At 47.4% G+C, this 25472-nt stretch carries 21 protein-coding genes and 1 pseudogene; 11 read left to right on the top strand and 11 right to left on the bottom strand.

Features of this window, described 5'->3' with window-relative positions:
• Positions 1–223 precede the first annotated feature (223 nt).
• Both trxA and leuS read right to left on the bottom strand, forming a co-directional pair.
• A complete protein-coding gene (gene trxA / locus QGP82_RS04615) occupies positions 224–544 on the bottom strand; it encodes a thioredoxin (RefSeq protein WP_163671866.1) in 321 nt (106 codons plus the stop codon).
• 138 nt (positions 545–682) lie between these two features.
• On the bottom strand, positions 683–3268 hold the full coding sequence (gene leuS / locus QGP82_RS04610) for a leucine--tRNA ligase (RefSeq protein WP_163670964.1): 2586 nt from the start codon (positions 3266–3268) through the stop codon (positions 683–685).
• Between the two features lie 644 nt (positions 3269–3912).
• Between leuS and QGP82_RS04605 the strand changes: the two genes are divergently transcribed.
• From QGP82_RS04605 to QGP82_RS04590, 4 genes are all read left to right on the top strand, one after another.
• On the top strand, positions 3913–4713 hold the full coding sequence (locus QGP82_RS04605) for a queuosine precursor transporter (RefSeq protein ID WP_163670962.1): 801 nt from the start codon (positions 3913–3915) through the stop codon (positions 4711–4713).
• 1032 nt (positions 4714–5745) lie between these two features.
• The gene (locus QGP82_RS04600) at positions 5746–6369 is read left to right on the top strand and encodes a hypothetical protein (RefSeq protein WP_163670960.1); all 624 of its coding nucleotides are present in this window, start codon (positions 5746–5748) and stop codon (positions 6367–6369) included.
• A gap of 225 nt (positions 6370–6594) precedes the next feature.
• Complete coding sequence (locus QGP82_RS04595; RefSeq protein ID WP_499057335.1) at positions 6595–7011, top strand: gamma-glutamylcyclotransferase family protein; 417 nt, start codon at positions 6595–6597, stop codon at positions 7009–7011.
• A gap of 145 nt (positions 7012–7156) precedes the next feature.
• The gene (locus tag QGP82_RS04590) at positions 7157–7726 is read left to right on the top strand and encodes a sugar O-acetyltransferase (protein ID WP_163700873.1); all 570 of its coding nucleotides are present in this window, start codon (positions 7157–7159) and stop codon (positions 7724–7726) included.
• 156 nt (positions 7727–7882) lie between these two features.
• Here the strand turns inward: QGP82_RS04590 and QGP82_RS04585 are convergent, their stop codons facing one another.
• From QGP82_RS04585 to QGP82_RS04575, 3 genes are all read right to left on the bottom strand, one after another.
• Complete coding sequence (locus QGP82_RS04585) at positions 7883–8626, bottom strand: hypothetical protein (protein ID WP_163700870.1); 744 nt, start codon at positions 8624–8626, stop codon at positions 7883–7885.
• Between the two features lie 1222 nt (positions 8627–9848).
• Positions 9849–10586, bottom strand: coding sequence for a lysophospholipid acyltransferase family protein (locus QGP82_RS04580; protein ID WP_499057332.1), 738 nt, complete (start codon positions 10584–10586; stop codon positions 9849–9851).
• Between the two features lie 7 nt (positions 10587–10593).
• Positions 10594–11064, bottom strand: coding sequence for a DUF2656 family protein (locus QGP82_RS04575; RefSeq protein WP_499057329.1), 471 nt, complete (start codon positions 11062–11064; stop codon positions 10594–10596).
• Positions 11065–11370: 306 nt separating this feature from the next.
• Between QGP82_RS04575 and QGP82_RS04570 the strand changes: the two genes are divergently transcribed.
• Positions 11371–11724: a slr1659 superfamily regulator gene (locus tag QGP82_RS04570; RefSeq protein WP_163670947.1), complete on the top strand. Its 354-nt coding sequence runs from the start codon at positions 11371–11373 to the stop codon at positions 11722–11724.
• Positions 11725–12408: 684 nt separating this feature from the next.
• Positions 12409–14094 carry a GAF domain-containing hybrid sensor histidine kinase/response regulator gene (locus QGP82_RS04565; RefSeq protein ID WP_163670945.1) on the top strand — a complete coding sequence of 562 codons (1686 nt, stop codon included), beginning with the start codon at positions 12409–12411 and terminating at the stop codon, positions 14092–14094.
• A gap of 118 nt (positions 14095–14212) precedes the next feature.
• On the opposite strand, the gene QGP82_RS04560 is transcribed toward QGP82_RS04565, so the two are convergent.
• From QGP82_RS04560 to QGP82_RS04545, 4 genes and pseudogenes are all read right to left on the bottom strand, one after another.
• Positions 14213–14458: a hypothetical protein gene (locus tag QGP82_RS04560; RefSeq protein WP_499057326.1), complete on the bottom strand. Its 246-nt coding sequence runs from the start codon at positions 14456–14458 to the stop codon at positions 14213–14215.
• A gap of 28 nt (positions 14459–14486) precedes the next feature.
• Positions 14487–14841, bottom strand: a pseudogene (locus tag QGP82_RS04555) (cation:proton antiporter domain-containing protein); the annotation flags it as partial.
• Positions 14842–14962: 121 nt separating this feature from the next.
• Positions 14963–15142 carry a 50S ribosomal protein L32 gene (gene rpmF / locus QGP82_RS04550; protein ID WP_006519493.1) on the bottom strand — a complete coding sequence of 60 codons (180 nt, stop codon included), beginning with the start codon at positions 15140–15142 and terminating at the stop codon, positions 14963–14965.
• 198 nt (positions 15143–15340) lie between these two features.
• Positions 15341–15808: a hypothetical protein gene (locus QGP82_RS04545; protein ID WP_499057323.1), complete on the bottom strand. Its 468-nt coding sequence runs from the start codon at positions 15806–15808 to the stop codon at positions 15341–15343.
• A gap of 333 nt (positions 15809–16141) precedes the next feature.
• On the opposite strand from QGP82_RS04545, the gene QGP82_RS04540 reads away from it, so the two are divergent.
• Positions 16142–18403 carry a caspase family protein gene (locus tag QGP82_RS04540; RefSeq protein WP_499057321.1) on the top strand — a complete coding sequence of 754 codons (2262 nt, stop codon included), beginning with the start codon at positions 16142–16144 and terminating at the stop codon, positions 18401–18403.
• A gap of 16 nt (positions 18404–18419) precedes the next feature.
• Complete coding sequence (locus QGP82_RS04535) at positions 18420–18914, top strand: DUF427 domain-containing protein (protein ID WP_163670939.1); 495 nt, start codon at positions 18420–18422, stop codon at positions 18912–18914.
• A gap of 71 nt (positions 18915–18985) precedes the next feature.
• Here QGP82_RS04535 and QGP82_RS04530 read toward each other — a convergent pair whose 3' ends face one another.
• Positions 18986–19657 (bottom strand): hypothetical protein, encoded by a 672-nt coding sequence (locus tag QGP82_RS04530; RefSeq protein WP_163670937.1) that lies wholly within the window; start codon positions 19655–19657, stop codon positions 18986–18988.
• A 662-nt stretch (positions 19658–20319) separates the two neighbouring features.
• On the opposite strand from QGP82_RS04530, the gene QGP82_RS04525 reads away from it, so the two are divergent.
• From QGP82_RS04525 to QGP82_RS04515, 3 genes are all read left to right on the top strand, one after another.
• Positions 20320–21390, top strand: a complete 1071-nt coding sequence (locus QGP82_RS04525) for a hypothetical protein (RefSeq protein WP_163700855.1) — start codon at positions 20320–20322, stop codon at positions 21388–21390.
• A gap of 158 nt (positions 21391–21548) precedes the next feature.
• Positions 21549–21899: a translation initiation factor gene (locus QGP82_RS04520; RefSeq protein ID WP_499057318.1), complete on the top strand. Its 351-nt coding sequence runs from the start codon at positions 21549–21551 to the stop codon at positions 21897–21899.
• A gap of 105 nt (positions 21900–22004) precedes the next feature.
• Entirely contained in the window at positions 22005–23705 is a 1701-nt protein-coding gene (locus tag QGP82_RS04515; protein WP_499057477.1) for a glycoside hydrolase family 10-like protein, read from the top strand.
• A 107-nt stretch (positions 23706–23812) separates the two neighbouring features.
• On the opposite strand, the gene QGP82_RS04510 is transcribed toward QGP82_RS04515, so the two are convergent.
• On the bottom strand, positions 23813–25345 hold the full coding sequence (locus QGP82_RS04510) for a FecR domain-containing protein (protein WP_499057316.1): 1533 nt from the start codon (positions 25343–25345) through the stop codon (positions 23813–23815).
• Positions 25346–25472 lie beyond the last annotated feature (127 nt).

Raw genomic sequence — 25472 nt, 5'->3', positions numbered from 1 at the left:
CTTAGTTTAGTCGGATAAATTAAGGGGTGTTTACGCAATATAGCTGAAGTTTTCTTGATAAAACGGCTGAAATGTTGAGTTCGAGAACAGACAATGGGATGCCAATGCTGACGACGCTACTTAAAGCCTTGCCTAGTGGGCATATTCACTCACGTAGCTGTGCTGGGTGCATTTCTAAATCAGCAACGGCAAAGTTTGCCTAGCTGCTAACTGGCAAACTCCTTTATAGATGCTTTTCTAGGGTTGCACTAAACTCGCTGTAGGGCTTGGCTCCGATGACGGTGTCTATCTGTTCCCCTTGTTTGAAGAATAGAACGGCGGGAATACTTTTGATGCCAAATCGCTTAGCAACGGGCTTATTGGCATCAATATCAAGTTTGGCAACTGTAATTTTCTCACCGTACTCTTCTGCAAGCTGATCCATTAATGGGCCAACGAGTTTACATGGACCACACCAAGAGGCTGTGAAGTCTATGACAACTAGAGGCTTACTGGTAATGAGATTGTCGAGAGCGGCTTCATCGGGGATGTAGTCGGTGGCCATGGTGGAAATGCTCCAAAGGTGCAGAATATTGCGATCGCAACTCCTATCATAACCATAGATGGTTACATTCACCTAATCACAGCTACTTTCAGCTATTCCTTGTAACATCCCTCGATGAAACCGTTTAACTGCAAGGGCTTAAACAGCCACGAAGTTCACCAATTTACCTGGCACCACAATTACCTTTTTAATCTCCTTGCCTGCAAGATGTTTTTGGGCAATGTCCGATGCGCGGGCATACTGCTCTAGCTCATCCTTGCTAGCACTGGCAGGAACGGCAATGGTGCCTCGGGTTTTACCCTTAATTTGGATCACTAGGGTAATCTCATCGGCTACCAAGGCACTTTCCTCAAAGGTAGGCCAGCTTTGGCGGTGAACCGACTCGCTAAAGCCCAACTTTTGCCACAGCTCTTCGGCAATGTGGGGCGCAAAGGGGGCCAAAAGAAGTACTAAGGTTTGCACACCCTCAGCATAGACATCACTGTCTTGTTGTTTGGCATCTTTGAGAGCGTTGCTCAGCTTCATCAGCTCAGACACGGCTGTGTTGAACTGGTAGCCTTCCTCAACATCTTCTGAGACTTCCTTAATAGCCGTATGAATAGCCCGCCGCAAGTCTTTGTCAGCCTTGTTGAGACTGCTTTGATCCACATTGGTAATCCGTCTTTTGCTGCCATGGGTCTCTGCAAAGCCGTTTACCAACAGCCATACTCGATTCAAAAAACGGAACTGACCTTCCACATCGGCATCATCCCATTCCAAATCTTTCTCAGGTGGTGCTTTAAAGAGGATAAACATGCGGGCGGTGTCGGCCCCATACTTGCCGAGCACCACACGGGGTTCCACGCCGTTATACTTCGACTTGGACATTTTTTCGTAGAACACCTGCAGTGGGTCGTCGGTTTCAGGATCTTTGGGCTCGTTTAGATCGGCGATGTCGCCAGGGGCGATGTACTTACCAGTGGTGGGGTTTTTGTAGGTGATGGCCTGCACCATACCCTGGGTCAACAGTCGCTGGAAGGGTTCGTCAATGGAGACGAGGTTGCGATCGCGCAACACCTTGGTAAAGAACCGGGAATACAACAGGTGCAAAATGGCATGCTCAATACCGCCCACATATTGATCTACTGCGAGCCAGTCATTCGCCTTGTTTTTTGCAAAGGGCAACTCTTCATTCTTGGCATCGGCATAGCGCAAGAAATACCAGGACGAATCGATAAACGTATCCATCGTGTCCGTTTCTCGCTTGGCATCTGCGCCACAGCTGGGGCACTGGCAATTAATCCAGTCGGTCATCTTAGCTAACGGTGAACCACCGCGAGCACTAAATTCCACATCCTCAGGCAAGACCACGGGGAGCTGATCGGCAGGTACGGGCACCGTGCCGCAACTATCGCAGTAGATCATGGGGATGGGCACACCCCAATAGCGCTGGCGAGAAATCAACCAGTCTCGCAGACGATAGTTGGCTGTGCCTTCCCCCTTATTGTTATCCTCTAACCACTTAATTGCGGCAGGAACACTCTGGCCTTCCCCTTTACCCGCAGGAATCCCGTCCAGAGGACCCGAGTTAACCATCACGCCATCGTGGGAATAGGCTTCCTCCATGGAGTTCGACTCCAAGGCTTCTCCCTCGGGTTGCACCACCACATGGATCGGTAAATCAAACTTACGAGCAAACTCAAAGTCTCGCTGGTCATGGGCAGGCACTGCCATAATTGCACCAGTACCATAATCCATCAACACATAGTCAGCAATCCAAATGGGAATTTTCTGGTGGTTAACTGGATTGATGGCATAGCTTCCAGTCCACACGCCAGTTTTCTCACGGTTTTCAGCAGTGCGATCCATCTCACTCATGCCTGCTGCCGTATCTTGGTAGGCCTTAATGGCATCTGTCTGGTCAACTGTAGTGAGTTTTTCCACCAGCGGATGCTCCGGAGACAGCACCATAAAGGATGCACCCCAAAGCGTATCTGGGCGAGTGGTGTAAATTTTGATATCGTCACCGTCCTCAGTGGTAAATACCACGTGGGCTCCAGTGGACTTACCAATCCAGTTGGCCTGCATAAGCTTGACTCGTTCGGGCCAGCCATCAAGCTGATCGAGATCGCTCAACAACTGGTCAGCGTAGTCCGTAATTTTGAGGAACCACTGACGCAACAACTTACGCTCCACCTTTGCACCCGAGCGCCAGGATCGGCCTTCACTATCAACCTGTTCATTGGCCAATACAGTCTGGTCGATGGGGTCCCAGTTAACAGCGGCTTCCTTTTGGTAAGCCAAGCCCGCTTCGTAAAACTGCAAGAAGATCCACTGGGTCCAGCGGTAATAGTCTGGCGAGCAAGTAGCCACTTCCCGTTCCCAGTCATAGGAAAGACCCAACTCTTTAAGCTGCTCTCGCATTTGGCCAATATTCTGATACGTCCATTTGGCCGGAGGAATGCCACGGTCAATAGCCGCGTTTTCTGCGGGTAGACCAAACGCATCCCAACCCATGGGATGAAGCACGTTATAGCCCTGCATGCGACGCACACGAGCAATGACATCCGTAATCGTGTAGTTACGCACATGCCCCATGTGCAGGTTGCCAGAAGGATAGGGGAACATGGATAGGGCATAGAATTTTTTCTGCCCTGGGTTCGCAGGTGTCTTATCTAGCCCCTGCTCTACCCAATGCTGCTGCCATTTTTTCTCGATGTCTGCTGGATTGTATCGAGACTCCACGTTTGGTTTCCCCTTCCTAATAAATGTTTTCAGTTAGATACATCTGCGGATGCCCACTTTCGGCAACCTTGCAGAATTGCATAATCAATTCTAGTCGTCTGGTGACCATCTGGATGGAATTGGAACTGCATCGAGCAAAAAAGTTTTGAGTGGTTTGGCAAGTAGTCGTTGAATGTAGGCGTTATCAGAAATGATACGTATCGGTGAGCTAAAGGCTAAAAATTGGCTTATCAGCTATATAAATGGAGGTTGTTGCCGATCCAAATCATGATTCCATCCGGCAAATTTTAAGTAGATACGTTTCAAGTAGATACGTATATGACGGGAGTGGATGATGCCAATGCGTTCACCGCCGCAATTCTGTTTTAAGGTATGCGCAATGGGAACCTTCGTTGAATCTAGGCAAGATTGGATTAATTCTATAGATGGGATAAATGGTTGAGGGTACTCATCTCCTAGAGAGAAGGGTTTAGGATGAGAGTCAAGTCAAGATTCAGATTATCTTTCAAGTAATAATCTTCTGGATTTACATGCACGATACCTTCTAAACATAAGAATGCCTTACAACCAAAATCTACATTAATTGCTCGGCTGGTTAGCCTTTATTCCTGTTACTTAGCTTTGGCCTCGTTTCCTATCTATCTATGTCAGTCAGCATCAACGATCCGATCTCTAAAGTTACTTCTAATTTAGTACCCGACTACATTCAGGAGCGGCGTGCTGTAGTCTTTCTAGTCTTATCAGGCTTATTCCTTGGCACCTTGGGAATGCTGAATATTCTTGGAATTAGCCGGTTTGTCAACATTTTCACTTGGAATGATTTTGCCATTACTGTGGCCGTAGGAGCACTACCCTATCCGCTTACATTTTTATGTACTGACCTAATTTCTGAACTATATGGTCGTAATCGGGCCAATCAGGTAGTTTGGGTAGGACTGTTGCTTAACCTATGGGTTGTATTTATTGTTTGGCTGGGGGGGGTTTTACCAGGGTTTGAAGCAGTTGATCCCACCACAGGGGAATTGGTAAAGGATGCAGCTGAACGTCTTCCCATTTTCTTCGAGATTCGGAATCTTACCTTTGGCACAGTAACAGCCTCAATGATCGCATACCTAACGGCTCAGTTTGTGGATGTGCAGCTGTTTCATTTTTGGAAAGAGTTAACCCAGGGAAAATATTTGTGGTTACGAAACAATGGCTCCACATTGATCAGTCAGTTGGTGGATACGGCGGCGGTGGTGCTGATTACTCATTTTTTTGCTGGTGTCTTGCCAATTGATCCGACCCAGGATCTTTGGACTCAGCTACTGCTGTTTATTGGTTATGGCTATGTATTTAAACTGGTAGCAGCCCTATTGGATACGGGGCCATTTTATCTGTGCGTGTATTGGTTATCGAACTACCTGCAATTAGAGTCTCCGGTCTTTAGAAAATCATTTAAGTGAACAGCAACTAGCGATCCCAAGTTCACCTAGAAGACACCTGATCAGGCATCTAAATTCTTGGAGATTTCAAAGCAATCAAACGCATCACTCACCAGGGGACTCGAACGCATCACTCACCAGGGGACTCGAACGCATCACTCACCAGGGGACTCGAATATGACGATACCAGGCCATAGGGAGATTGGCGCAACATTGGGAGTGGCAGAGTTTGAGGTGATTTTTGAGAGACCATAGATACTTAACTCACATTTTGCTAAAAAGCCCACGTAGATGGCTTGAGTGTCTATATCTATCTATGGTTACTCAAGCATATTTGAACAGATTGCTTATTAAGGGGCTGCTATTACCAGGTTTGCGCTCTTAAATGAGAAACATTAAAGCCCATCAGAAACTTTGATGAAGCTATTCTTAGCTTTGACCTAAATATGCCGTCAAGCAACCATCTGTAGAGGCTTTCATAAGCACACCATCTCGGTGAATTAGATTATTGAAGAATCTCAGAGATTTGAAGAAACGCTAGGATAGCAACTAAAAAGTAAGTATCACCCTTTTGAGGATTTATCTAGTCAATTAGTTCGCATGAACTACTTCTCATTTGTCAATCAAATGTCGATCAAAGAAAATTATGGGAAAAGCTGCTCACTGAAGCGGATTATGAGGTTTTTACTGGCCTCGATCTCACTGATTTTGATCTATTGTCGTTGGAGGACGCTACACATTTTATATAGGTTTAGCATCTAAAATATTGCCAAAAGTCAAATGGCTGTAGAGAATAAGAAATAGGATAGAAGCCCTAACCTACTTACGAAAAGCAATCTGTGGTTAAAAAAGCATTGAAATTTATTCGCCTTCGAGATTCAACTGTTTGTAGAGAAAAAGAGAGATCAGGGAAAACTTTAATCTGTCAGTATTTTGGTGATTAGTGTTTTGAAGTGCTGAGATTGCGGTATGCTTGATTACTCTCCAAAGTCACACATTAAGACGTCAATTGACTTCATCTTTGAACTTTAGACCCCATAGAGGAAACGTAACATGTCAGTAACTGTGCTTCCTCAGCTTGTAGAAGCTGAGTCCCTTTTGTCTTCGCAAGAAGCTGCATTAATGCAACAACTTGCTGAAATTCAGGAGCAACGTAAAGGCTTACAGACAGTCATTGCAATGTTTGACTCATCAGCCGATAACGGTCAACTTGCTGCCGTGGTAGCTCCTGTTATTAAAGAAGCCATTGCATCTACTAAAGCCGAAGCTGCTGAAGAGACTGTGGCTGCGAAGCTCGCCAGGGTGACAAAATCAAAGATTGCCGCTGATGAACCAAAGCCCACCAAAGCACGGCAAACAAGCACTGTGAAAAAATCTGCTCCAACCAAAAAGGCAGATGGTCGATCAGCGCGGTGGCAACGGTATGTACTTGAGAAGTATCGCCAGCAACGGTTGCCTGATGTTGTGACTGATGTCTTAAAGACTAAGCCTAAGGATAGCTTTAAGATTACTGATGTGATGTTGAGTATTTTTGAAGAGGATATGCCAAAGCCTCAGTACTTAAAGGCACGTAGCCGCGTTTCGAATATCCTGTCGGCAGGTGCTCGTGATGGTGACTGGTATCGTGGCCGTGGCGGTACTTATAGCCTGTCTAAAAAGGCAGTTAAGACTAGATAGAGCCCCACACGCTCTCTGAATAACAGGAAACGTGCTGTCGAAGGATTTACCATCGGCAGCACGTTTCCTGTTGTAGCGGTGTATGTTTGAGTGACGTGAGAAATAGTATCTCTTTCCTCAATCCATACGTTACTTAATAATGATTGGAGAACTCATGGAAGAGGCAGTACCACTCCTTGGACTCAATGTATACGGCTACTGTGCTGTTAAAGGTAGATTTTCCAGATGGGAACCATTGATGTTTTTGTTTACGGTACGCTCAAGCCGGAAGGCATCTATTATCAGCAATATTGCGCCGCTTATTTAAAGCAATCTCAGCCTGCCCAGGTGCAGGGTCTGCTCTACGACTTACCGCATCTAGGCTACCCAACTATGACAATGGGAGATGGTTGGGTTAAAGGGTATTTATTGACCCTAGATGCAACCGCCATGGCAAGACTGGACTATTTAGAAGGTTATAATCCCGATGAGTATCAGAATATGAGCATTGATGATATTGAGGAAGAATATACACGTCAACGGACAATGGTTTTTAATTTAGCTGGTCAGCCTATTGGTGAAGCTTGGATATATTTAATGGATAAACCACCTGTAGGGGCGGTTTGGGTAGCGTCAGGAGAGTGGGAAGCGTACGCTAAATAAAGAAAATTTAACTTCTACAAATCATGATTACTAGTAACGCATCAAATTCAAAATTTGCGTTAGGGCAGTGAATCGTGGGTAATGATTAGTGATGTGTTCTTTTTATGTCATCCGCAGTCTGAGATTTTAAATTAATTCGTAAATTATGGGTAAAACAGAATGGGAAAAGATGTTAGCAAATGAGCCCTATCTGTCGACCGATCCAGAGTTGGTATCTATGCGACATAAGACACAGGGTCTTTTGCATGTATTAAACATGACTCCTCCTGATAATTTGAGGGAGCGCCAGAAAATTATTCAATCACTTTTTAGTGATCTTGGACCTGGGTTTGAAATAAATCCACCTTTTTACTGTGACTATGGCCACCATATTCGGGCTGGCAAAAATCTTTACATCAATTTCAACTGCACTATTCTCGATTGTAATTGGGTGACCATTGGTAATGATGTCTTAATGGCTCCGAACGTACAGATTTATACAGCCTATCATCCGACTGATCCGGCAGTGCGGATGACGGGTGTAGAGATGGCTGCGCCTATTACCATTGGCAATAATGTGTGGCTTGGTGGTGGAGCAATTATTTGCCCCGGTGTCACTATTGGAGATAACAGCAGTATTGGTGCAGGTAGTGTTGTTACTAAAAACATTCCGGCCAATAGTGTAGCTGTGGGTAATCCTTGCCGCGTGATTCGACTTTTGCACAGAGAGCCCTAGGGCACTGAGCAGCACTGAACTAACACCTAGCCATTAGATAGCATGCGTTTGTGTTATTGAGCAGGGGCAGGATAACGATAAGTTGCCTGATAATGGTTACTCATGAGCTCTAAATCAGGCAATGTTTGTTGACGGTGCTCAATTTCCTGTTAAAGACTAGTCTTTTAGAGCTTCCGACGCAAAAATGTTGCTGCGATTGAATGATTCAACAGCTACACGAATATAGGCTGAGATAAACTTAAACCGATTGGCAGTTTGATCAGGCACAAAAGTCTTACTAAACAGAATAACTGCAAACAGCTCATTAGATGGCAACATACCGCCAAATCCCAGAACTGATTTTACCCGATAGGGGACAACAAACTTTTTCTGCGCAGGAATATAGGGACTATTTAGAGCAGTTGGTACATAAAAAACATTAAATGCTTTATGGGGACTTTTGGTAATTAAGGAAGAATTGGTATCAACTACTGTACTGACTTTTAATCCAAACTGCTGGATCAGTTGAAAAACCATTGGTGCCTGTCGTACAAAATCTTCGTCTATCAGAGGAATAGCCTGATGACCGTTAGATTTGTATCGAGAATTCCATTGAGGCTCATCACCTGCTGTGGCCATTAATGTCAGACATTTTGTCGAAGGAGGAACATATCGTTCTTGGGCGATTGATTGCGCTTCTCTCTGGAGTTGTGGATTCAGTTCTCTAAAAGGGTGAGTTTTAAAGAAGCGAACAAGGGCCAATTCCTGATCGCCAGTGCGTGAGTCAAGAAAACTGTCGTAAATATAACGCACAATGCGATTGGCAGCATCTTCCATATTCTGTGACTCGTACTCTAGGTTGCGAAGAGCAACAGCGCAATGGGAAACATCGGCATTTGTAAAGGTTTCAAGACTGTACATTGTTTAAATGACTAAATATTTTTTTGAATATGAGCGCTTGTCTATTGTTCTTATGAACAGATGTTAACCCGGAGATTTTTTTAGAAACTCAGAGGTAGACACTAGAAACTTGTTACTCAGAATACCTATATTTATCAAGCACCTAAGACATCTACCTATTTCTCACTGACGGACCGCATAGAGACTTTTAAAATAGATGCATGGAATTGATATGATAGCTCCACAGAATTGTATAATAGGCTACCGAAATAGATATTTAGATATCTCCATTAACTTGTTGCATCTCTATTCAAAACATAGAAGTATGTCTTTGTTGTGATACTTCTATGAATACTTTCGATAGAGCTATTAATAGACCTTTGATAGGCTACCGGCTAACCAACTGAATCGGCCATGGAAAGAGTTGCTTCAATGGTTAGCATTGCGGTTGTCCTGGGAGTCGGAGCCCATGGGTTCTGGGCTTAGCTTTGTTATGGTGGCTCAAATGGAACAATCCTGTCACTGCTAGGTGCGAACCTTATCTTCGAGGCGAATCCCCCATAAAGCTGGGTGGAGACTAAGGCTCGGTAACACCAGCAATAGCCATTTGGCGAATTTAAACAAAAACAACACCCAAACAGTTATCAAAACCATTTCTCTCATACCATGCGCTTAACTTAGAGATGTGTTGCAATCGGTTAAATAGCAACAACAGTGCTCCCATTAGCTTATTAGAGAAAATATTGATAACACAATTGAGTGCTGCTTTTGATTTGACGAGACAGATTCTTGTGATTCAGCTATGTTAACCTCCTCAGCCTTTACAGGCCTTTTTGATTTAATCTGTCAGGGGAACTTTCGCTCCACCCACAATATAGATCCCTTCACCAATAGGTTGGGACTGATGAGATGAAAGTTCACAGTTGTAAGTTGTAATATATAGCTTGGCACAGCCTCTCTTTTGGAAATATGCATTCAGCAGTTTGCTATACATCTCTCCGCAGAATATGTAAGCCTCTGGAATAACCTGGGTTTGCAAGTTTGGGTGAGACTATTTTTTCACAGAGGCATAATTGGTGTGAGCTGCTTTAAGTAAGTCTTTTATTGCTGGCAAAACAGTATTAGCCTAAACCTAAGGTTAAAGCTATAGAACTCAATCAATTAATCTTGCTACAGAGATTAGTCAGTCAGTGCAACATCACACTACAATTCCACAGCTAAGTTGTTGTTTTGATAGGTAAGTTTACTCACCAGTAGACAACATTGAACTGTTCTGTAGCAACGTCGCAATTGCTGTATGGCAAGTTTGGGTCAACCTTTTAACTTCAGTATTTGAACGACTATTTCGATAGCTCGCTCTATGTTTAGCGGTTATCCATAGAGGTTGTCCAATAATCACGTGGACCTGCCGATAATAAATGGCAGGGTGCCATCCAGGTCGATGGAATAAGGGTTCAGAGGGAGCTAACCATTGGAATAATTTAAATGGAGCAATGGGGGTAATGATTTCCTTGGTAGGTGCGATCGCAACCGGTATAATTGCCAAACGCTCCATAGAAGACTGTAGAGCCAGATGAGCAAATCCTCTATGGAAAGGTCCCACTTGCCGAGTTAGTAGGGGTTGAATCATCGGTCGGGCTCCTTCAGGAAAGAGACCCACAACCTCACCGGCCTGCAATAACGGCATCGCCTTTTGGAAAAGTGCCTTGGGATGTTGCCCCGGAGGAGCTAAGGGAAAACATCCCAAGGCATTTATCACTTGCTTGATGCCCTGGGTCTGTCCCATAAAATGATGACAGGCAAACCTCACTGGACGTCCCACAGCCGTCATCAGCAACGGCACATCCAGCAAACTTCGGTGGTTGCTAATAATGATCAAGGCCCCCGTTGTCGGTATTCTCCGCTGATGGTGAATAGTTAGTTGAGAGCCAGCTAGCCTGAGCAGATTTCGCGACAAAGGTAGGAGCGTATCACCTGCCATAGTGGAATTATTCAACTACACAGGTAACCTTGAAAATTTGTTCAGACGGCTTGCTAGCAATCACCGTTTCCCAATTGAGACCCGCTAAAAATTGCTCAGGCGATGTTGTCTCTACCACATCCACACCCCACTCACCGGTTTGCAATGATGTAGGCGAAGTACCCATGGCAGGTGTAGTTTTGACACCGCCTAGTAACATCACCGTGAAACTGTCAATGCTTTTTGCCGGGTCCGCCAAACGTTGAGAGCTAAGACTCTGAGCACAGAGTGTGGCAACCTCAGTGGGAGACGTTTGCTCTGCATCAAAAAGAACTTCCACCATCCAATGGGGGTTGTCAATTAGGCTGCATGTAATATCAGTATGCACCTGAAGCCCTTTAATGAATACACTGGCAAAGTCGTCACGACTAAGGCTAGATACTTGGCCATCAGGAAGTGTGCAATTGTGAGAGAGAAGCATCCGGGTAGTCGCTGCCATATCTGCTTGGTGAAAAAATGTTACGACGTTAAATAGGATATCAGTGGTAGGTCAATCAAACTATTGATGTGGTTGAATTAATATGGCTGATTTGCCTGTATTCACAATTTATATTGTCTGGGTTTTATATTGTCTGGGTGTATTTGAGACAGGCTGATATTGATAGCCGACTATGCCACTTCAAAATGCGGAATGTGGGTTGCGGGATTTATCTGCCCAGTGGTGTTGACACACTTAGTTCAGGACACCATTTATACCTGTGCCTGACTGGGGGCAAAGCCAAGTAATCTGCTTGAAATGATGACTATGCTTAATCAAGAACTGTCCGGTGATCATTACTCCATTACTTATAACGCTGACACAGCGACTGTAAAATTCAGGGGACAGTTAGTGCTCAGGGGATATGCGGAATATACACCGATTATGCACCTGTTGCTGAAGATAGCAGCGACTCAACCCGCTGCCATAACGCTAGATCTGAGGGATGTGTTATTTCTCAACAGCTCAGGCATTAACATGTTTTCCAAATTCTTGTTAAGCTTACGCACGCAAAAAAATATTGGATTAATTGTTATTGGAGATCGAGGGATTCCTTGGCAAGCTAAATCTCTCAAGAATATGCCTAAACTTTTACCCAGAGTACAGCTAATCCTTGATTGATTAATCTAAAGGTAACTTTCCTAAGCTGATTTCATTGGCTGAACAGTTTTTGACAGGGGAATTAAACGAGAGTTAACGTTGTCACCCTGTTAAAAGAAATGTTTTTAGACAACAAAGTTTTTAGCTGTTACGTCTGTAGCAGTCACGCTCTCTAATACAACAATGGGATTGACTATCACAAACAGAGATAAAGAAAAGATGAACATCACGTTAAAGGCTGAAGCTTTATTAGATGGGCTTCATGCTTGTTACTAATGCTTAATTAAGTCCTTACTATTTTTTAGGGGTGTATTTCTTTAGGACGTGCCGCCGCATCGGAGTAAGCCGGTTTTCGTCGTTTGAGTGTTTCCACCAGTAATCCGATGGTTCCATCTCTTCACCGATACACTGATGGCTGGACATATCCATTGATTGGGTTTAATCATCCCTTAACCTGATGCTGAGACCTGACAGTTCCGTGCATTTAGATATATCCGGGGAAAAAACAGATTTTGGCAATAAACTTATCAATTCTGGCTGGAATCTTTATGAAAGCCTAGGTAAGGCGTCAAAGCTTATGAAAAGGAGCGGTTTCAAAAAATGCGATCGCAAAAATGACGGAATTCAGCCAGCTATAATAAAATTATTAATTCTGATATTAGACTTTACAGGCAGTAGATCTCAGAGATGCTGCCTGATTTTAATATGCCGGCCGCTCCTATTCCCAAAAACGATGCTGACCGCCTAGCGGACCTAAGTTATTACAGGATTTTAGATACCCCTTCTGAAGCCTCCTTTGATCAACTGACTCGTCTGGCTGGCTATATTTGTCAAACCCCTGTAAGCTTAATCAGCCTGGTTGATAAGCATCGTCAGTGGTTTAAATCTGTTTGCGGTCTTGATATTAATCAAACGCCCAGGCAACAAGCATTCTGTGGATATACAGTTCTGGGCAAAGTTCCATTCATCGTTGAGGACGCCACGGCTGATGAGCGGGTTAAGGACAACCCCTTGGTATTGGGCAATCCAAAAATTCGCTTTTATGCAGGTATTCCGCTGGTTACACCTCGGGGCCATAACCTCGGATCCCTATGCGTGATCGATTTTGTTCCTAGAAAATTGAACCAGCATCAAATTGATGGCCTCAAGACGTTGGCATCGCAAGTAATGTACTTGCTAGAAGCCCGGTTATTTTCTGAGAAGATTACCCACTATACCAGTGTTCTAGAAGAGGCTCATTTTCAGGCACTGGAGGCGAATCAGGCAAAATCCCAGTTTTTAGCCATGATTAGCCATGATATTCGCACGCCGCTCCACGGCATCATCGGGGCATTGGACCTGCTGTCCGATACCCAACTGTCGCTAGAGCAGCAGCAGTATGTGGATACGGCCAATACCTCTGCACAAATTTTGCAGGCTATTATCAGCGATGTTCTGGACTTCTCAAAAATTGAGGCTAACAAATTAACCCTCAAACCGACCCCAACATCATTGAGCAATCTTTGCACAATCATCGAAGAGGTTTTGCAGGATGAGATTTTTCAAAAACAGCTGCAATTTTCAATTGACGTTGACCCGTCCATTCCAGAAAGGCTTTTAATCGATAAGAATAGGCTCTCCCAAATTTTGCTGAATTTATGCAGCAATGCGGTTAAATTTACACCTCGCTATGGGTTGATTAATCTGCGCTGTAGTTTACAGCACATGGCCTCTGATGTTGTAACTGTCAAAATTTGTGTGTCAGATACGGGTATTGGCATTGCCAACGATCAGCAGCAAGACATATTCTCACCGTTCGTCCAGGCTAGTAACCATAATCGGCAAGAACATGGCGGCACCGGCTTAGGGTTGGCGATTTCATCACGGCTGTTGGAGCTTATGAAGTCGAAACTACACCTGAAAAGTGAGTTGGGAGAGGGCTCAATTTTTTCGTTTACCTTGACGTGCCCAATTATTCAGGCTGCTGCAATTCAGGTATTGCCCGACAATCCTCTCAAGGATGTGCGGTTGCGGCTGCGTCGTTCAATTCGTGTTTTGGTGGCAGAGGATAATCCCATTAACCAGAAGCTTTTGGAACACCTGTTGCAGAAAAATGGCTGTATTGTAAGCTTGACTAACAACGGAAAAGAGGCATGTAAACAGTTTTTAGAACATTCTTTTGACCTGGTGCTAATGGATCTTGAAATGCCTATCATGGGAGGGGAAGAGGCTGCTCAAGAGATATTTAAGTACTGTCAAAAACAACAGATACAGGTGCCTGTTTTGATGGTTACGGCCCATGCGATCTCAGAAACCCAAGAGCGGTTAATAGCACAAGGGATCGATGGCTACTTGACTAAACCGATTCGGGCTCAGGAATTGCTGGGTGCGATCGCACAAGTACTGGCTTAATTGCTTGTATTCAGACCGATCCTCAAACGATGTGTGTTGGGCCAGGGCCTACTCTAGGTTAGAGTTCTAAAGCCATTGTGGTATTGCATTTTAAACTGTTCAGGCAAAAAGTGTGGTGTTACATATGGGGCTCACCAAACAACACAATAGAACAGGTCAGTTCTCGGATTAATTGAGTCGTGACATCACTTACCATCAGGTTGGCATTTTGTTCACGGGCTGTGTGGCTAATGCCCGTGGCTGCATCATCGGCAATGCTGACAATAGGATTTGCTTTTACACTCAGCGTTTGACTAATATTGTTCGCTTCTTGCACCATCAGTTGGCACTTTTTCAAATCATCCACCAAGATTGGGTCATCCATATGGGCATAGGCACGACTGATGGCTAAGCCGAAAATAAAGTTTACCCGCCCAGTCCAGGCCAAAAAGAACAGTGGCAGCGTAGATGGCAAGGGCAAGGATTTGAGCGACCAGACTAAATAGAGAGAACTCTCCGGCATGGATAGAAACAGAAATTGCCAGGAGTAAAAGCCCCAGAATATCGGTAAAAATGGTGGCACCAATGGTAACAGTAATGGCTTCATTACCCATTACCCCCCAGCCGATTCACAATTGGATATCCCAACAATGTATGGGGAGCAAATACGGCTCCCATCAGTAGGGCCGTATTCCAGCCAAAGCCCAGCAAGCGTCCAACAAAAAGCCCAGCGGCTAGCGAGGATACAAAAATAAATAATCCAAAGCCTTATGTTGCATGAATAATGTTTGTATCACCTGACAAGGCTTGCCGTAATGTGCAAAAAAAACAACGGGTGAAGCCCCTCAGAACCCCACCCGCTGCTTTTATCCAAAAGACGTCCGTAACCCTACTCGTCGTCGTCCTCATCCTCATCATCTTGAGGATACTCAAAACTATTGGACCGATTAGTCAATACCGACTTGCCAAGGCTCAAAGCCCGCTGAGCCTGTAATTCTGCTTTACGCTTCCAAACAGCGCGGTGCATGTTGCGCTTAGACTTGGAGCGTTTCTTCTTAGGAACCGCCATGGACCTGTTGGAAAATTAGACAACCTATTGATAATAGACCAAAGTTGTGCGCAGGGGCTAGTTTCTAGTGAGGAAATTTAGGGGCGTTGTAGGGGCTGGTCTTGTACCTGCCCTGGGATATCCCTAGTCATTAGCAGGCTGGTCTTGTACCTGCCCTGGGATATCCCTAGTCATTAGCAGGCTGGTCTCAAAAATTCCCTAAAACGACGATCCCGACGAAGACTCAAGTAACGTCTGAGCCCCCCGAAAATATGTCGCCCAATATTCAGTCATCGGCTGCTGACCCCACTCCTGACGGCTGACCCGTAGGTTCAAAATAGGCACGGCAATACCGTCGCTATTTTCCGCAGTCACACTAATCATCACTTCCGTGATTAGCAAATCTTGGTCAAAACTACGCTGTGCGCCTGCCCGAGCTGCCATATTGGCCCGCGTTACCAGACTGCTGTAAGGTTCACCGTCTTCCAACGTCAAAAATAAATTTAACCGAGACGTATAGGCATAGGATGCCTTAGGCATGATCAAAGCTTCGGTTAGCCACAAAGCTCCAGAGGTCCCCAGTAAGACCGCTAACCCAAGGGGGGCGCATGAGGCGCTGAGGTGTTGCGCTAGGGTGCGCTGGCGTCGCCGTCTGGAATAGGGTCGGTAGAGGGATGTCGTAGACATGTAGATTAACAAATGCTAGGAGTAATGCCGTCCGGGTAGAACTGTAATATAAACTGCGTTCATGTACAGAATTGCGGTTTCGGGAAAACTCAAGGGTTTACTCCGATATGACAGCTAAGTAAGACTATCGTCAAACTTTCCCACTTTTGTAGCTTGAATGAACAAGAATAGCAAAGCTGTGCAGGCCACAATTTTGACTGGATAAGGAAGTCACTCAGTGATTGATCTATAAGTTGATGCCGGATCCCAACGCAAACGGCTCAACTTGCAGTAATATATGGCGCTGAAAGCTTCTGTTCCCTTCAACGTCCAATCTGTATTTGGTGGTCTCTGATGTCGAATTGCTGGGCAATTATTATTGGAATCAATCAGTATCAGGGGTTTCAGCCGCTGATGCAAGCTCAAAATGATGCGGTGGGTATTCGCAGATATCTAATTGAAGATGCTGGTTTTGCGCCGGAAAACTGCATTTTGCTGAGTGATTTGTCCACCTCGACGGAACAGGAAGCGGTTGTCCCTGACCGGGTGGCTATTCATGATTGGTTAGAGACCATTTGCCAGGGCCGGGTGCAACAGGATGACACCCTTTGGTTTTATTTCAGTGGCTATGGGGCTCAAGCTGATAACAAAGACTATTTAATGCCTGTGGATGGTGATCCGGCCCAGGTGAAACAAACTGGGATTGCGCTACAGGATGTGGTGCAATATCTCAAACAAGCACCAACTGACAACATCATGATGGTGCTGGATATGAACCGTAGTCAGAGTGCGCTAGCGGGTCAAGCCATTGGTGAACAGGTGGCTAAGTTGGCTCAAAAGGCTCGGATTCCCTTAATTTTGTCCTGTCAGCCCAACGAGTTTTCCCACGAGACATTGGCGGTGCGCCATGGGTTATTTACGGCAGCCCTATTAGAGGGCCTGCGCTACGACGGTTGTGCCACCCTCAGTCACCTGGAGCGCTATTTGGTAGAACGGATTCCTGAGCTGTGTGAGCATCATTGGCGGCCCATTCAAAATCCGGTGGTGATACTCCCTGAAGAACAAAAGTTTCAGTTGCTTTGGCATCAACGGGAAACAATGGCGGCTCAGTCAGTGGAGTCTACGGCTGTTGCTGGAGCAGCAGGGTTGGCGGCGATGGTGGATGCTCCGAATGCGATCGCAAACGATGAATTTACAGATGAGTTTATAGATGAATTTACAGAGGATGAGATCTCACCAATAGACACACCAGAATACATGCCGGAAGAACCGCCTTTGATTCCTGAAACGTCAGCCATGGATGCTGGAGCCATGGATGCGGGTCTTGTTCCCGACAATCCAGATGCCGGTGACGATGGCGATCTAATCCCAGAGCCTGTACCGGAGTTTGTACTGGAAGATGAACTACCGGAGGAGCCACCACGGGAGCCGTTTTCGCTGGATACCGACACCGATGATGAGGGCGATATCTATGGCAGCACAACGGTGGATAATCTGCCAGATGATCCTCCACCTGCTAAGAACCGCACGGGAGGCTGCCTGGGTGCCTTAGGTGTGCTGGGGGCTCTGTTGCTATTGACGGCGGTGCTATTTCGTGATCAGCCGTTGGTGCAAAGTACGCTGCAAGAGCGCGTGCCGCCGGAATGGTTGGCTCGCATCGGTATGGATCCGGAGGGGGCTGATGATCCGGACGGAACGGTGCTGGATGATCCGGATGCCGATCCTTCAGTGGGTATCCCTGATGGCACTGAGGTTCCTGATGAGCCCGATACTGCTGACACTCCTGATGCGGAGGCTACAGCGGACCCAGAGGCCGAAACGTCTGACGACCCAGATCCTGAAAACCCTGACGACCCAGAGGTGACCACCGATGCGGAGGCAGGGGATACTGGGCCAGAGGTAGACGACCCAGATGCCGATGATACAGCGGATGTGCCCGATGATACGGCAGAGACTGAGACGCCGACGGCGGCTGCGCCCAATACTGTACCTGCGGCTGGTAATACGACAGGTGATGGGTCTGACAATGGTGCTGATACGGCTGCAATTTTGGAAGAGGCACGTCGGTCACTGCGCCCAAGTCAGGCATCTCGGTTTGCAAGTGCGATCGCAACCGCCCGCCAAATTCGTCCAGGCGATCCCAACTATGCTGAGGCCCAGGCTGACATCCAACGCTGGAGTCAGGTTATCCTCGACCTGGCTGAAGGTCGTGCTGCTGAGGCTGAACTCCAGGCTGCCATTGACGCAGCAAAGCTGATTCCCAGTGAGCCTGCCGATATTTATCAAGAGGCTCAGGAACGCCTTAGCCTATGGGAAAAACGAGCGGATGCCCGCGCCCTGATTCGCGAAGCCCAATCTATTCCACGCATAGGTCAGGCAAGCACGTATCAAAACGGCATTTTGAAGCTTCAGGAAATCCCAGAAGAGCTGTCGGTTGAGTACGCCGATGCCCAAAGGTTGATTGGCGACTGGACAGGCAAAATGTTGGCCATTGCCCAGACCCGTGCTGACCAAGGCCTCTTTTTTAGTGCCATTGAGGCTGCGGAGCTGATCCCCGAGGGCACTGAAAATTACGACCAGGCCCAAGCCGAAATTCGACGCTGGACAGGCGAATAGGAGACTCTACATACAGATGCTTTCTCGACGTATTCCACCTGGTCCAGGCCAGGAGTCTGTTTGGGACTATCCACGTCCGCCCGCATTAGTGGATAGCCCCAAGCACATTAAAATTGTCTTTAACGATCAGGTAATTGCTGAAAGTAATCAGACAAAACGAGTGTTAGAAACTAGTCACCCACCGGTCTACTATATTCCTCCTGGTGATATTGCCATGGAATATTTGACCGGGGCATCTGGCACCTCGTTTTGTGAATGGAAAGGACGCGCCCACTATTACTCGCTCACCGTTGGTGAACAAATAGCGGAGCGGGTGGCTTGGTACTATCCCACCCCTACGGAGCGATTCAAGTCAATTGCTAACTACGTGGCCTTTTACCCAAGTGCCATGGACGCTTGCTACGTCGATAACGAGCAAGTTCAAGCCCAGGCTGGGGATTTTTACGGCGGTTGGATTACCTCAGATATTGTGGGCCCTTTTAAGGGCGAAGCTAATACCTGGGGTTGGTGATTTTCAGGGGTTGGTGATTTTCAAACGTCGTGTAGGGGTGTTCCGTGGAACACCCCTACACGACATTGGTATTAATCTGCCAATACCATTTGTATATCCCCTAAAAGCTCCACAATGGCCTGCAATTTTGCTTCAATGGCCTGCTTCTGCTTGATCAACTGGTTGAGCCGTCGATAGCGAGCAATGGCCATACTCAACACCGGCACTTGCTCGGGTGGGCATTGTTCTGTTTGAATTTGCCCGCTACTGTTCAGCCGACATAGATAATACTGGCTAAGGTTGCCGTTAGCCAATGAACTGGAGGGAGATTCTGCAGCCAAGCATGTGTTTGCGTTAGCCACTGCGCCATTTTCTAGCATGGCACTTTCTAAGGCTGACAGATAGTTCATCAAATCATCCGCATCGCCATGGCGAAACAAAGCTACATCCATGGCCTCTAAGGAGCGGGATGGGCTAGCGTGATCCCTTGCATAGCAGGTTTGAGCATGCTCAGAACGATTTGAGTATTTAACTGCCGCATTTAAGCTGGCTTCCGAGGCCAACCAGCCAGATACCACGGGCCCTTCCGCATAGACCTGATGAATTTTATTGACTAGCTGTCTTAGTTGTATCTGATACTTCTGGACCTGCTTGTAGATATCGGTCAAAGTATTAAGGGCAATAGCCGGATTCACTTCATAGCGAACGCTATTAGTTTCGCCATTGTCTGTGGGTGGGAGCTTGGGGACTCTAGAAGTAGACATTACATGTTCTACCAAACCGCCAATGGAATAATCTGTAGGCTTTGCTGAAGATAAAAGAGATGCTAACCCTGGCGCGCTCTAATCTTAAAACAATCAGGACAAGACCGTCGGAACGCCGGAACACTTAACAGAATCTTTGAATATTTGGAGTTTTAGCAAATTTAATTGTGATGAAGGCTTCCTCGGTGTCGATTAAGACATCCTGTGTGACCCCATATCAAAACACTACTCCGGAGTTGAGTTCAGAGAAATAAAGTAGCCAATACATGCCACTCACCATCTTTGTAATCAGCTTGAGAAATTTAGCTAACTACTTTTTTCGTCCCGAAGGGAGCTTGCTAGAACATCCAAATGGATTCCTGCCCTAGTATACTCCTGCTTTATAGAAGCGCCACAGTGAACCCAATAAACCCTGTAATATTCACGGAGAATTTTTCCCATGACATATAATCTTTTACAAGCTAACCTTTAATCTTTTACAAGCTAACTTTTGTGCTTGTGCCACTGAAGCTATCGTTACGTTTCTAAAGGCAAGATTTTTTGATACGTGCCAGCATAAAGGTGGGTACTAAATCTCTTTAGAGCGTCTGTGTTCCTAGTTCATTGTCTGCTGATTTTTTAGCTGCCCACACGATTACCATCGTTATTGGGGTCATTGACTTATGCGATTACCTCCATCTGTTCGATACTTCCCATCTCGCTTACAGGTCCTCTTAAATCCATGGCTTTGGCTTGGCATTCTAGTGACCGGAGTTGTAGGTGTATATGCCTGGGAGTATCGTCAAAACCCAGGCCAGTTACCATGGCAAATTGGTTCTACGGGGCTAGGTAGTTCCGGTGATTCCACCTCTAGTGATGTGCTGCTAGAGTCTCTGACTCCTGAGGAACAGGCCGTAGCTGCGGAACTGGACAACATAGAACTGCTGCTGGCCCAACTAGATTCAGATGTATCTGCCTTGACGTCTGGTGGTGAGCTCAGCGCTGCAGCATCGCTGAATGAGGCATTGGGTAATGCTAGCGGCGTACCTAGTGAGACAGGTGTGGAGCGTTTAACTCGCTACATTGACGAATACAGTTTCCTTGGAACTCGGGCCAGGGGCTCTAATACTCAGTCGGACAAAGGGGCAGGGGCGATACCGGTACAGCGTCCTTCTGAATCTGTTTTGACATCACAGCCTAACGCTAATCAACCCACCACTGTTTTAGCTCCCAGTGCCTTAGCTGACGCCTTGGCTCGACAAGAGGCGGAACAGGAAGCTGCAACCACATCTGCTCAGACCCCTGAGGTAGATTCCAGAGGTCTGCCTGTTTTACCTGCGAGTGATGCTGCGGCAGCTACAGAACAGAGCAATGTCGACACGCCAACATTTTCCTTTGGACAGGTGGATACGGGGGTAGTACCTGGTAGTTTGAATGGCCTTGATCGGTCCTTTATTCGCACGACTCCCAACATGTCTCCACCGCCAGGGACAACTGGCTACACCCCCCCGGCGTCACTTTCAACATTTAATGGTGCACGCCAAGGTGCTAATAGTGCCAATCCGTTCCCAGCAGCTCAGCCCGCAACGGGGGCCTTTGGTAATCAGCCGTCAATCAATGTACCTGACCGTTCCCAGGTGTTGCCATCGGCGGATACGTCAGTGGCTGCACCTCTAGAAGTACCTACTTTTGATGGCACTTCTCAAGACACGTCGAATCAACCGCGTAATGCGTGGGAAGCCTTCTGGGATTAGATTGTCCGAGCCAAACTTATGGGTATGCCATTAGGGCGAAAGCTTGCCCTGGGCCTTTGGATTCAACCCTTATGAAGGGTAGTTTAGAGTCATGTTGCCTAGGCTGTATGCTCTAGGTCTGGCTGGGTTGAATGTTTGGGTAGAAAGGAGCACCTTAGATGGCGAAACACAAGGGTAAAAAGACAGATCAGGCAACAAACCGGGTTGTGTATTCAGAATTTGGTCAAAACCCGGCTATGGCCAGGGCAGTGCCTGACCGCTCCCCGACAGAGCAAGACCTGCGGGTGCAGGTGAGTGGTAAAGGGCGTAAAGGCAAGAAAGTAACCATTATTAGTGGGTTTCAACATGCCCCTGAGACACTGACAAAGCTGGCTAAGACCCTCAAAGCTCAGTGCGGCTCTGGCGGAACAGTGAAGGATAACACCATTGAAATTCAAGGGGAGCATGCCCCTAAGTTGGTGGCACTGCTAATTGAAAAAGGCTATCGCGCCAAGCGCAGCGGAGGCTGAAGCAGGCGAATGTCTTTTTGGGGATCTTTTTTGCGAGCAAAATTCCTGTGCTATGGGATTTTGAGTTTTTTCATTTGTGCTTGGCTTGGGTGTTTCGGTTTGGGTGTGCGGGCTGCAGACTGGCGTCAACAGCCTTGTGTTGCCACCCTTGGCCAGCGCCAAATCTTAGATACTAGTGCGATACGCCAGTCGTTTCAATCGATTTCGCAGCAGACGTTTGCTTCGGCAGTATTGGTGACCTTTCCAGGTAAGTTTGCAGCCGCTAATGAGTCGTTGGGATTGACGTTTGAGGGGGATACCGAGGTCGAGCAACTGTTGGATGCAGCCCTGGGTGATGAGGCTAATGGACAGCGGGCACTTTTGCGATCGCAAGCCCTATCCATTCTCACCACCGGTGCGGCTTTACCCTATGAAGCCCAGGCCACACAGCTATTAGACGCCACATTTCGTGACAGCGCCCTCATCGCTTACGAAAATCGTGAAGGTGTGGCAGCAGCGTTAGGCCAAGGGGTGATACCGACTGAGTCCTATGGCCGAGCCTCCAGGGAACAGGTTCGTTTTTACCCCAACCGCAGTGCCACCTATGGTATGGCCGCTAATCTGTTGTGTGCGGCGAGCCCAGATCAGACCGTGGCTGCGTTGGTTCCTGATCGAGTGCAACCGGGGACCATGGCTGATGCCCCCCTGCCCGCAAGAGAGATTCGCGGGGTGTGGATGACCAATGTTGATAGCCAGGTGTTATTTTCGCGGGATGCCCTAGAGACCAGTTTGCAGCGCCTAGCCGATCTCAACTTTAATACGGTATATCCAACGGTGTGGAATTGGGGATATACCCTGTATCCCAGCGATGTGGCCAAACGGACCTTTGGCTATCAACAAGGTCTGTACCCGGATGTGGATGATACTGGGGAGCGTAATGAAGCCCTGGAAGCTGCCCAGGGCGATCGCGACATGTTGCTGGAGCTGATCAGCTTGGCTCGTCCCTTAGGGTTGCGGGTGATTCCCTGGTTTGAATTCGGGTTTATGGCTCCAGCTGATTCGGCTTTAGCACGCAGCCACCCAGACTGGCTCACTCAAAAAGCTGACGGCAGCACGGTGAAAGCAGAAGGTACCCATAATCGAGTTTGGCTCAATCCGTTTCACCCTGAAGTGCAACAGTTTATGCTCGACATGGTGAGCGAGTTGGCAGCTAATTACCCCATCGATGGCTTCCAGGTGGATGATCATTTTGGGTTACCGGCGGTCTATGGCTATGACCCTTATACCGTTAACCTGTATCGCCAAGAACACAACGGTAAGGCTCCTCCAGCAGATATCCATGACCCAGAGTGGACTCGCTGGCGGGCTAACAAAATTACCGACTTTATGGGTCGCACCTTTGAAGTGGTGAAGGCCCAACAGCCCCAGGCAATTGTGTCAGTGTCTCCCAATCCCCAGGAGTTTGCCTACAAACACTTTTTGCAAGATTGGGATACCTGGGTGAATCGAGGCTACATTGAAGAACTCATTGTGCAGCTTTATCGCAGTGATTTAGGGCGATTCGTTTGGGAAATGAACCGTGATCCTGCTCAGGATGCGCGCCGTCACATTCCAACGGCGGTGGGTGTACTTAGTGGTTTACGAGGCCGCCCTGTGCCTATGGCGCGGATTCAAGAACAGGTGACAGCGGTGCGCGATCGCGCCTATGCTGGCGTTTCCTTTTTCTTCTATGAGTCTCTCTGGTGGTCAAATACTGAGACGTTAGAACAACGTCAAAACTCTCTTCTACAGATATTTCCTGAGAAAGTGATTGCGCCTCAAATATAACAAGGACAAATATAACAAGGACAGAGGAAAGTTGTTTCCTCTGTCCTCTTCTGCTTGGCCCATGCCTTACGTATCTGGCGTATCTGGCGTATCTGGCGTATCTATTGTTAGGTCCCTGGGGGTGCGTTCACCGGCGCTGTTTGTGCCGGTGGCTCCACAGGTGGCTCAGCGACAGCGTCTGGCAGACGGTCTATTTGGACCTCAGTCTCAGGCTGGGGGACCACCTCGATGGGGCTTTCCACAATATTTTCAACGTTGTTATCGGGGGGTATGACGGCTTCAGGCGCAATCGGTTCAATGGGGGGTGCAGGTTTGTCAGGAGGTGGAATCACCCCAGGGACAGTAGGTTCAGGGGTACCTACGATGACGGGAGTATCAATCACAGGTGGTGAAGGTGCCGGTTCAGGAACGCTCGGTTCAGGCGGTGTTTGAGGCGTTGGCGCAATCGGCTCAACACCTGGAGTTGGCTGAGAAATCGGTTCTGTAGGCTCAGGGGTAACGGGGGCAGGAATATTTGGTGTTGGTTGGTTAGGGGGCTCAATCGGTAGATCAGGCTTGTCGCCGCCACCAGGGGTTGGGCCACCAGGGCCACCGGGGGTCGGGCCACCGATAGGATTGGTCGGCTCAACGGGTCTAGGTGCCACGGGTGGTTTAGGCGTTGTCGGTGGATTGGGTCTAGCGGGGGGCTGAGGATTAGGGCGATCTACCCCAGGTGGGTTAGGCCGTCGTGATTCTATATCCGGTTGATTCACCGTAGCATTAACCGTATTATCAAACCGCTCATTGATATTACGCTGTTGTAAAAAGTCAGCAGCGGGCGATAGGGAAAAGTCCGGTATGGTTGTGGACGACGCTATACGGCTAGATGAATTGGCCGAAAGGAAGGCTGGATTTTGAATGACATCGTCACCATCCTCAAAACTCTCTTCTTCCAGGGCCTCATGAATTTCTTGTCTGACCGCATCAATGGCCTCATCACCTGTGGATGCTTCCGGGTTATCCAATAGGAGGCCAGTGACTAAATCACTGGTGGCATAGAACTCGTGGAGGTCAAAAGAAAAAAGCTCTAACCTGCCATCTTCATGCAGCACCGCCATCTCTCCAGCGTAGAGCGGCTGTTGGGCAGAACCATCTTCATTGAAGGCCATCATCGGACCTTCTGGATTGTTTGTCAGGGCACCAATAATCGTGGTGTTGGTGTCAGGAACAAAGCGCACAAACAGCGCTGAGCCATGGATACCAGTGACAGCGTTAGGTGTTTGGATAGTCGTCCGCCCCTGGCCAGGTGGAATTAATAGCAGGACCGTACCGTTGGACAGCCGAAAATTACGGGTATTGGGGGTAAATTGAAACACCGCACTTTCGCCAATGCGGGCAAGGGAGCCATCATTAAAACGCAACTCTGCTCGTGCCCTGCGAGCCGTGCTCAAGGCGTCGCCAACGCCAAGCACATCGGAGACCCGTGCCCTACGAGATCGACCATCGGTAAATAGCTGTACCTGATTACGTGTAAGTTCTATTCTGGCCCACGTCAAAGCAGATTGAGCACTGGCAGACCCGGGCAGAGCCAACAGTATGCCCAAGGATGCGCAGACCAAGGACAACCAGCGGCCCGTTGCCGTCACATTCAGTTTTTCCATTACAGTCGGTTAGTGAACCCGCTAAACATTAAGGACTATTAATCAGCCATCTAAGTTCACACCAGAGCTAATGGGCTAGATCAAACCGGATCTGGCTATCTGGCTACAGGAACAATAAGACAGCATT

This window comes from Leptothoe sp. LEGE 181152, assembly GCF_032906605.1.
Lineage (GTDB): Bacteria > Cyanobacteriota > Cyanobacteriia > Phormidesmidales > Phormidesmidaceae > Leptothoe > Leptothoe turfae.
Note: the sequence above shows the minus strand (reverse complement) of the source record. Positions and strands in the feature narration are given on the sequence as shown.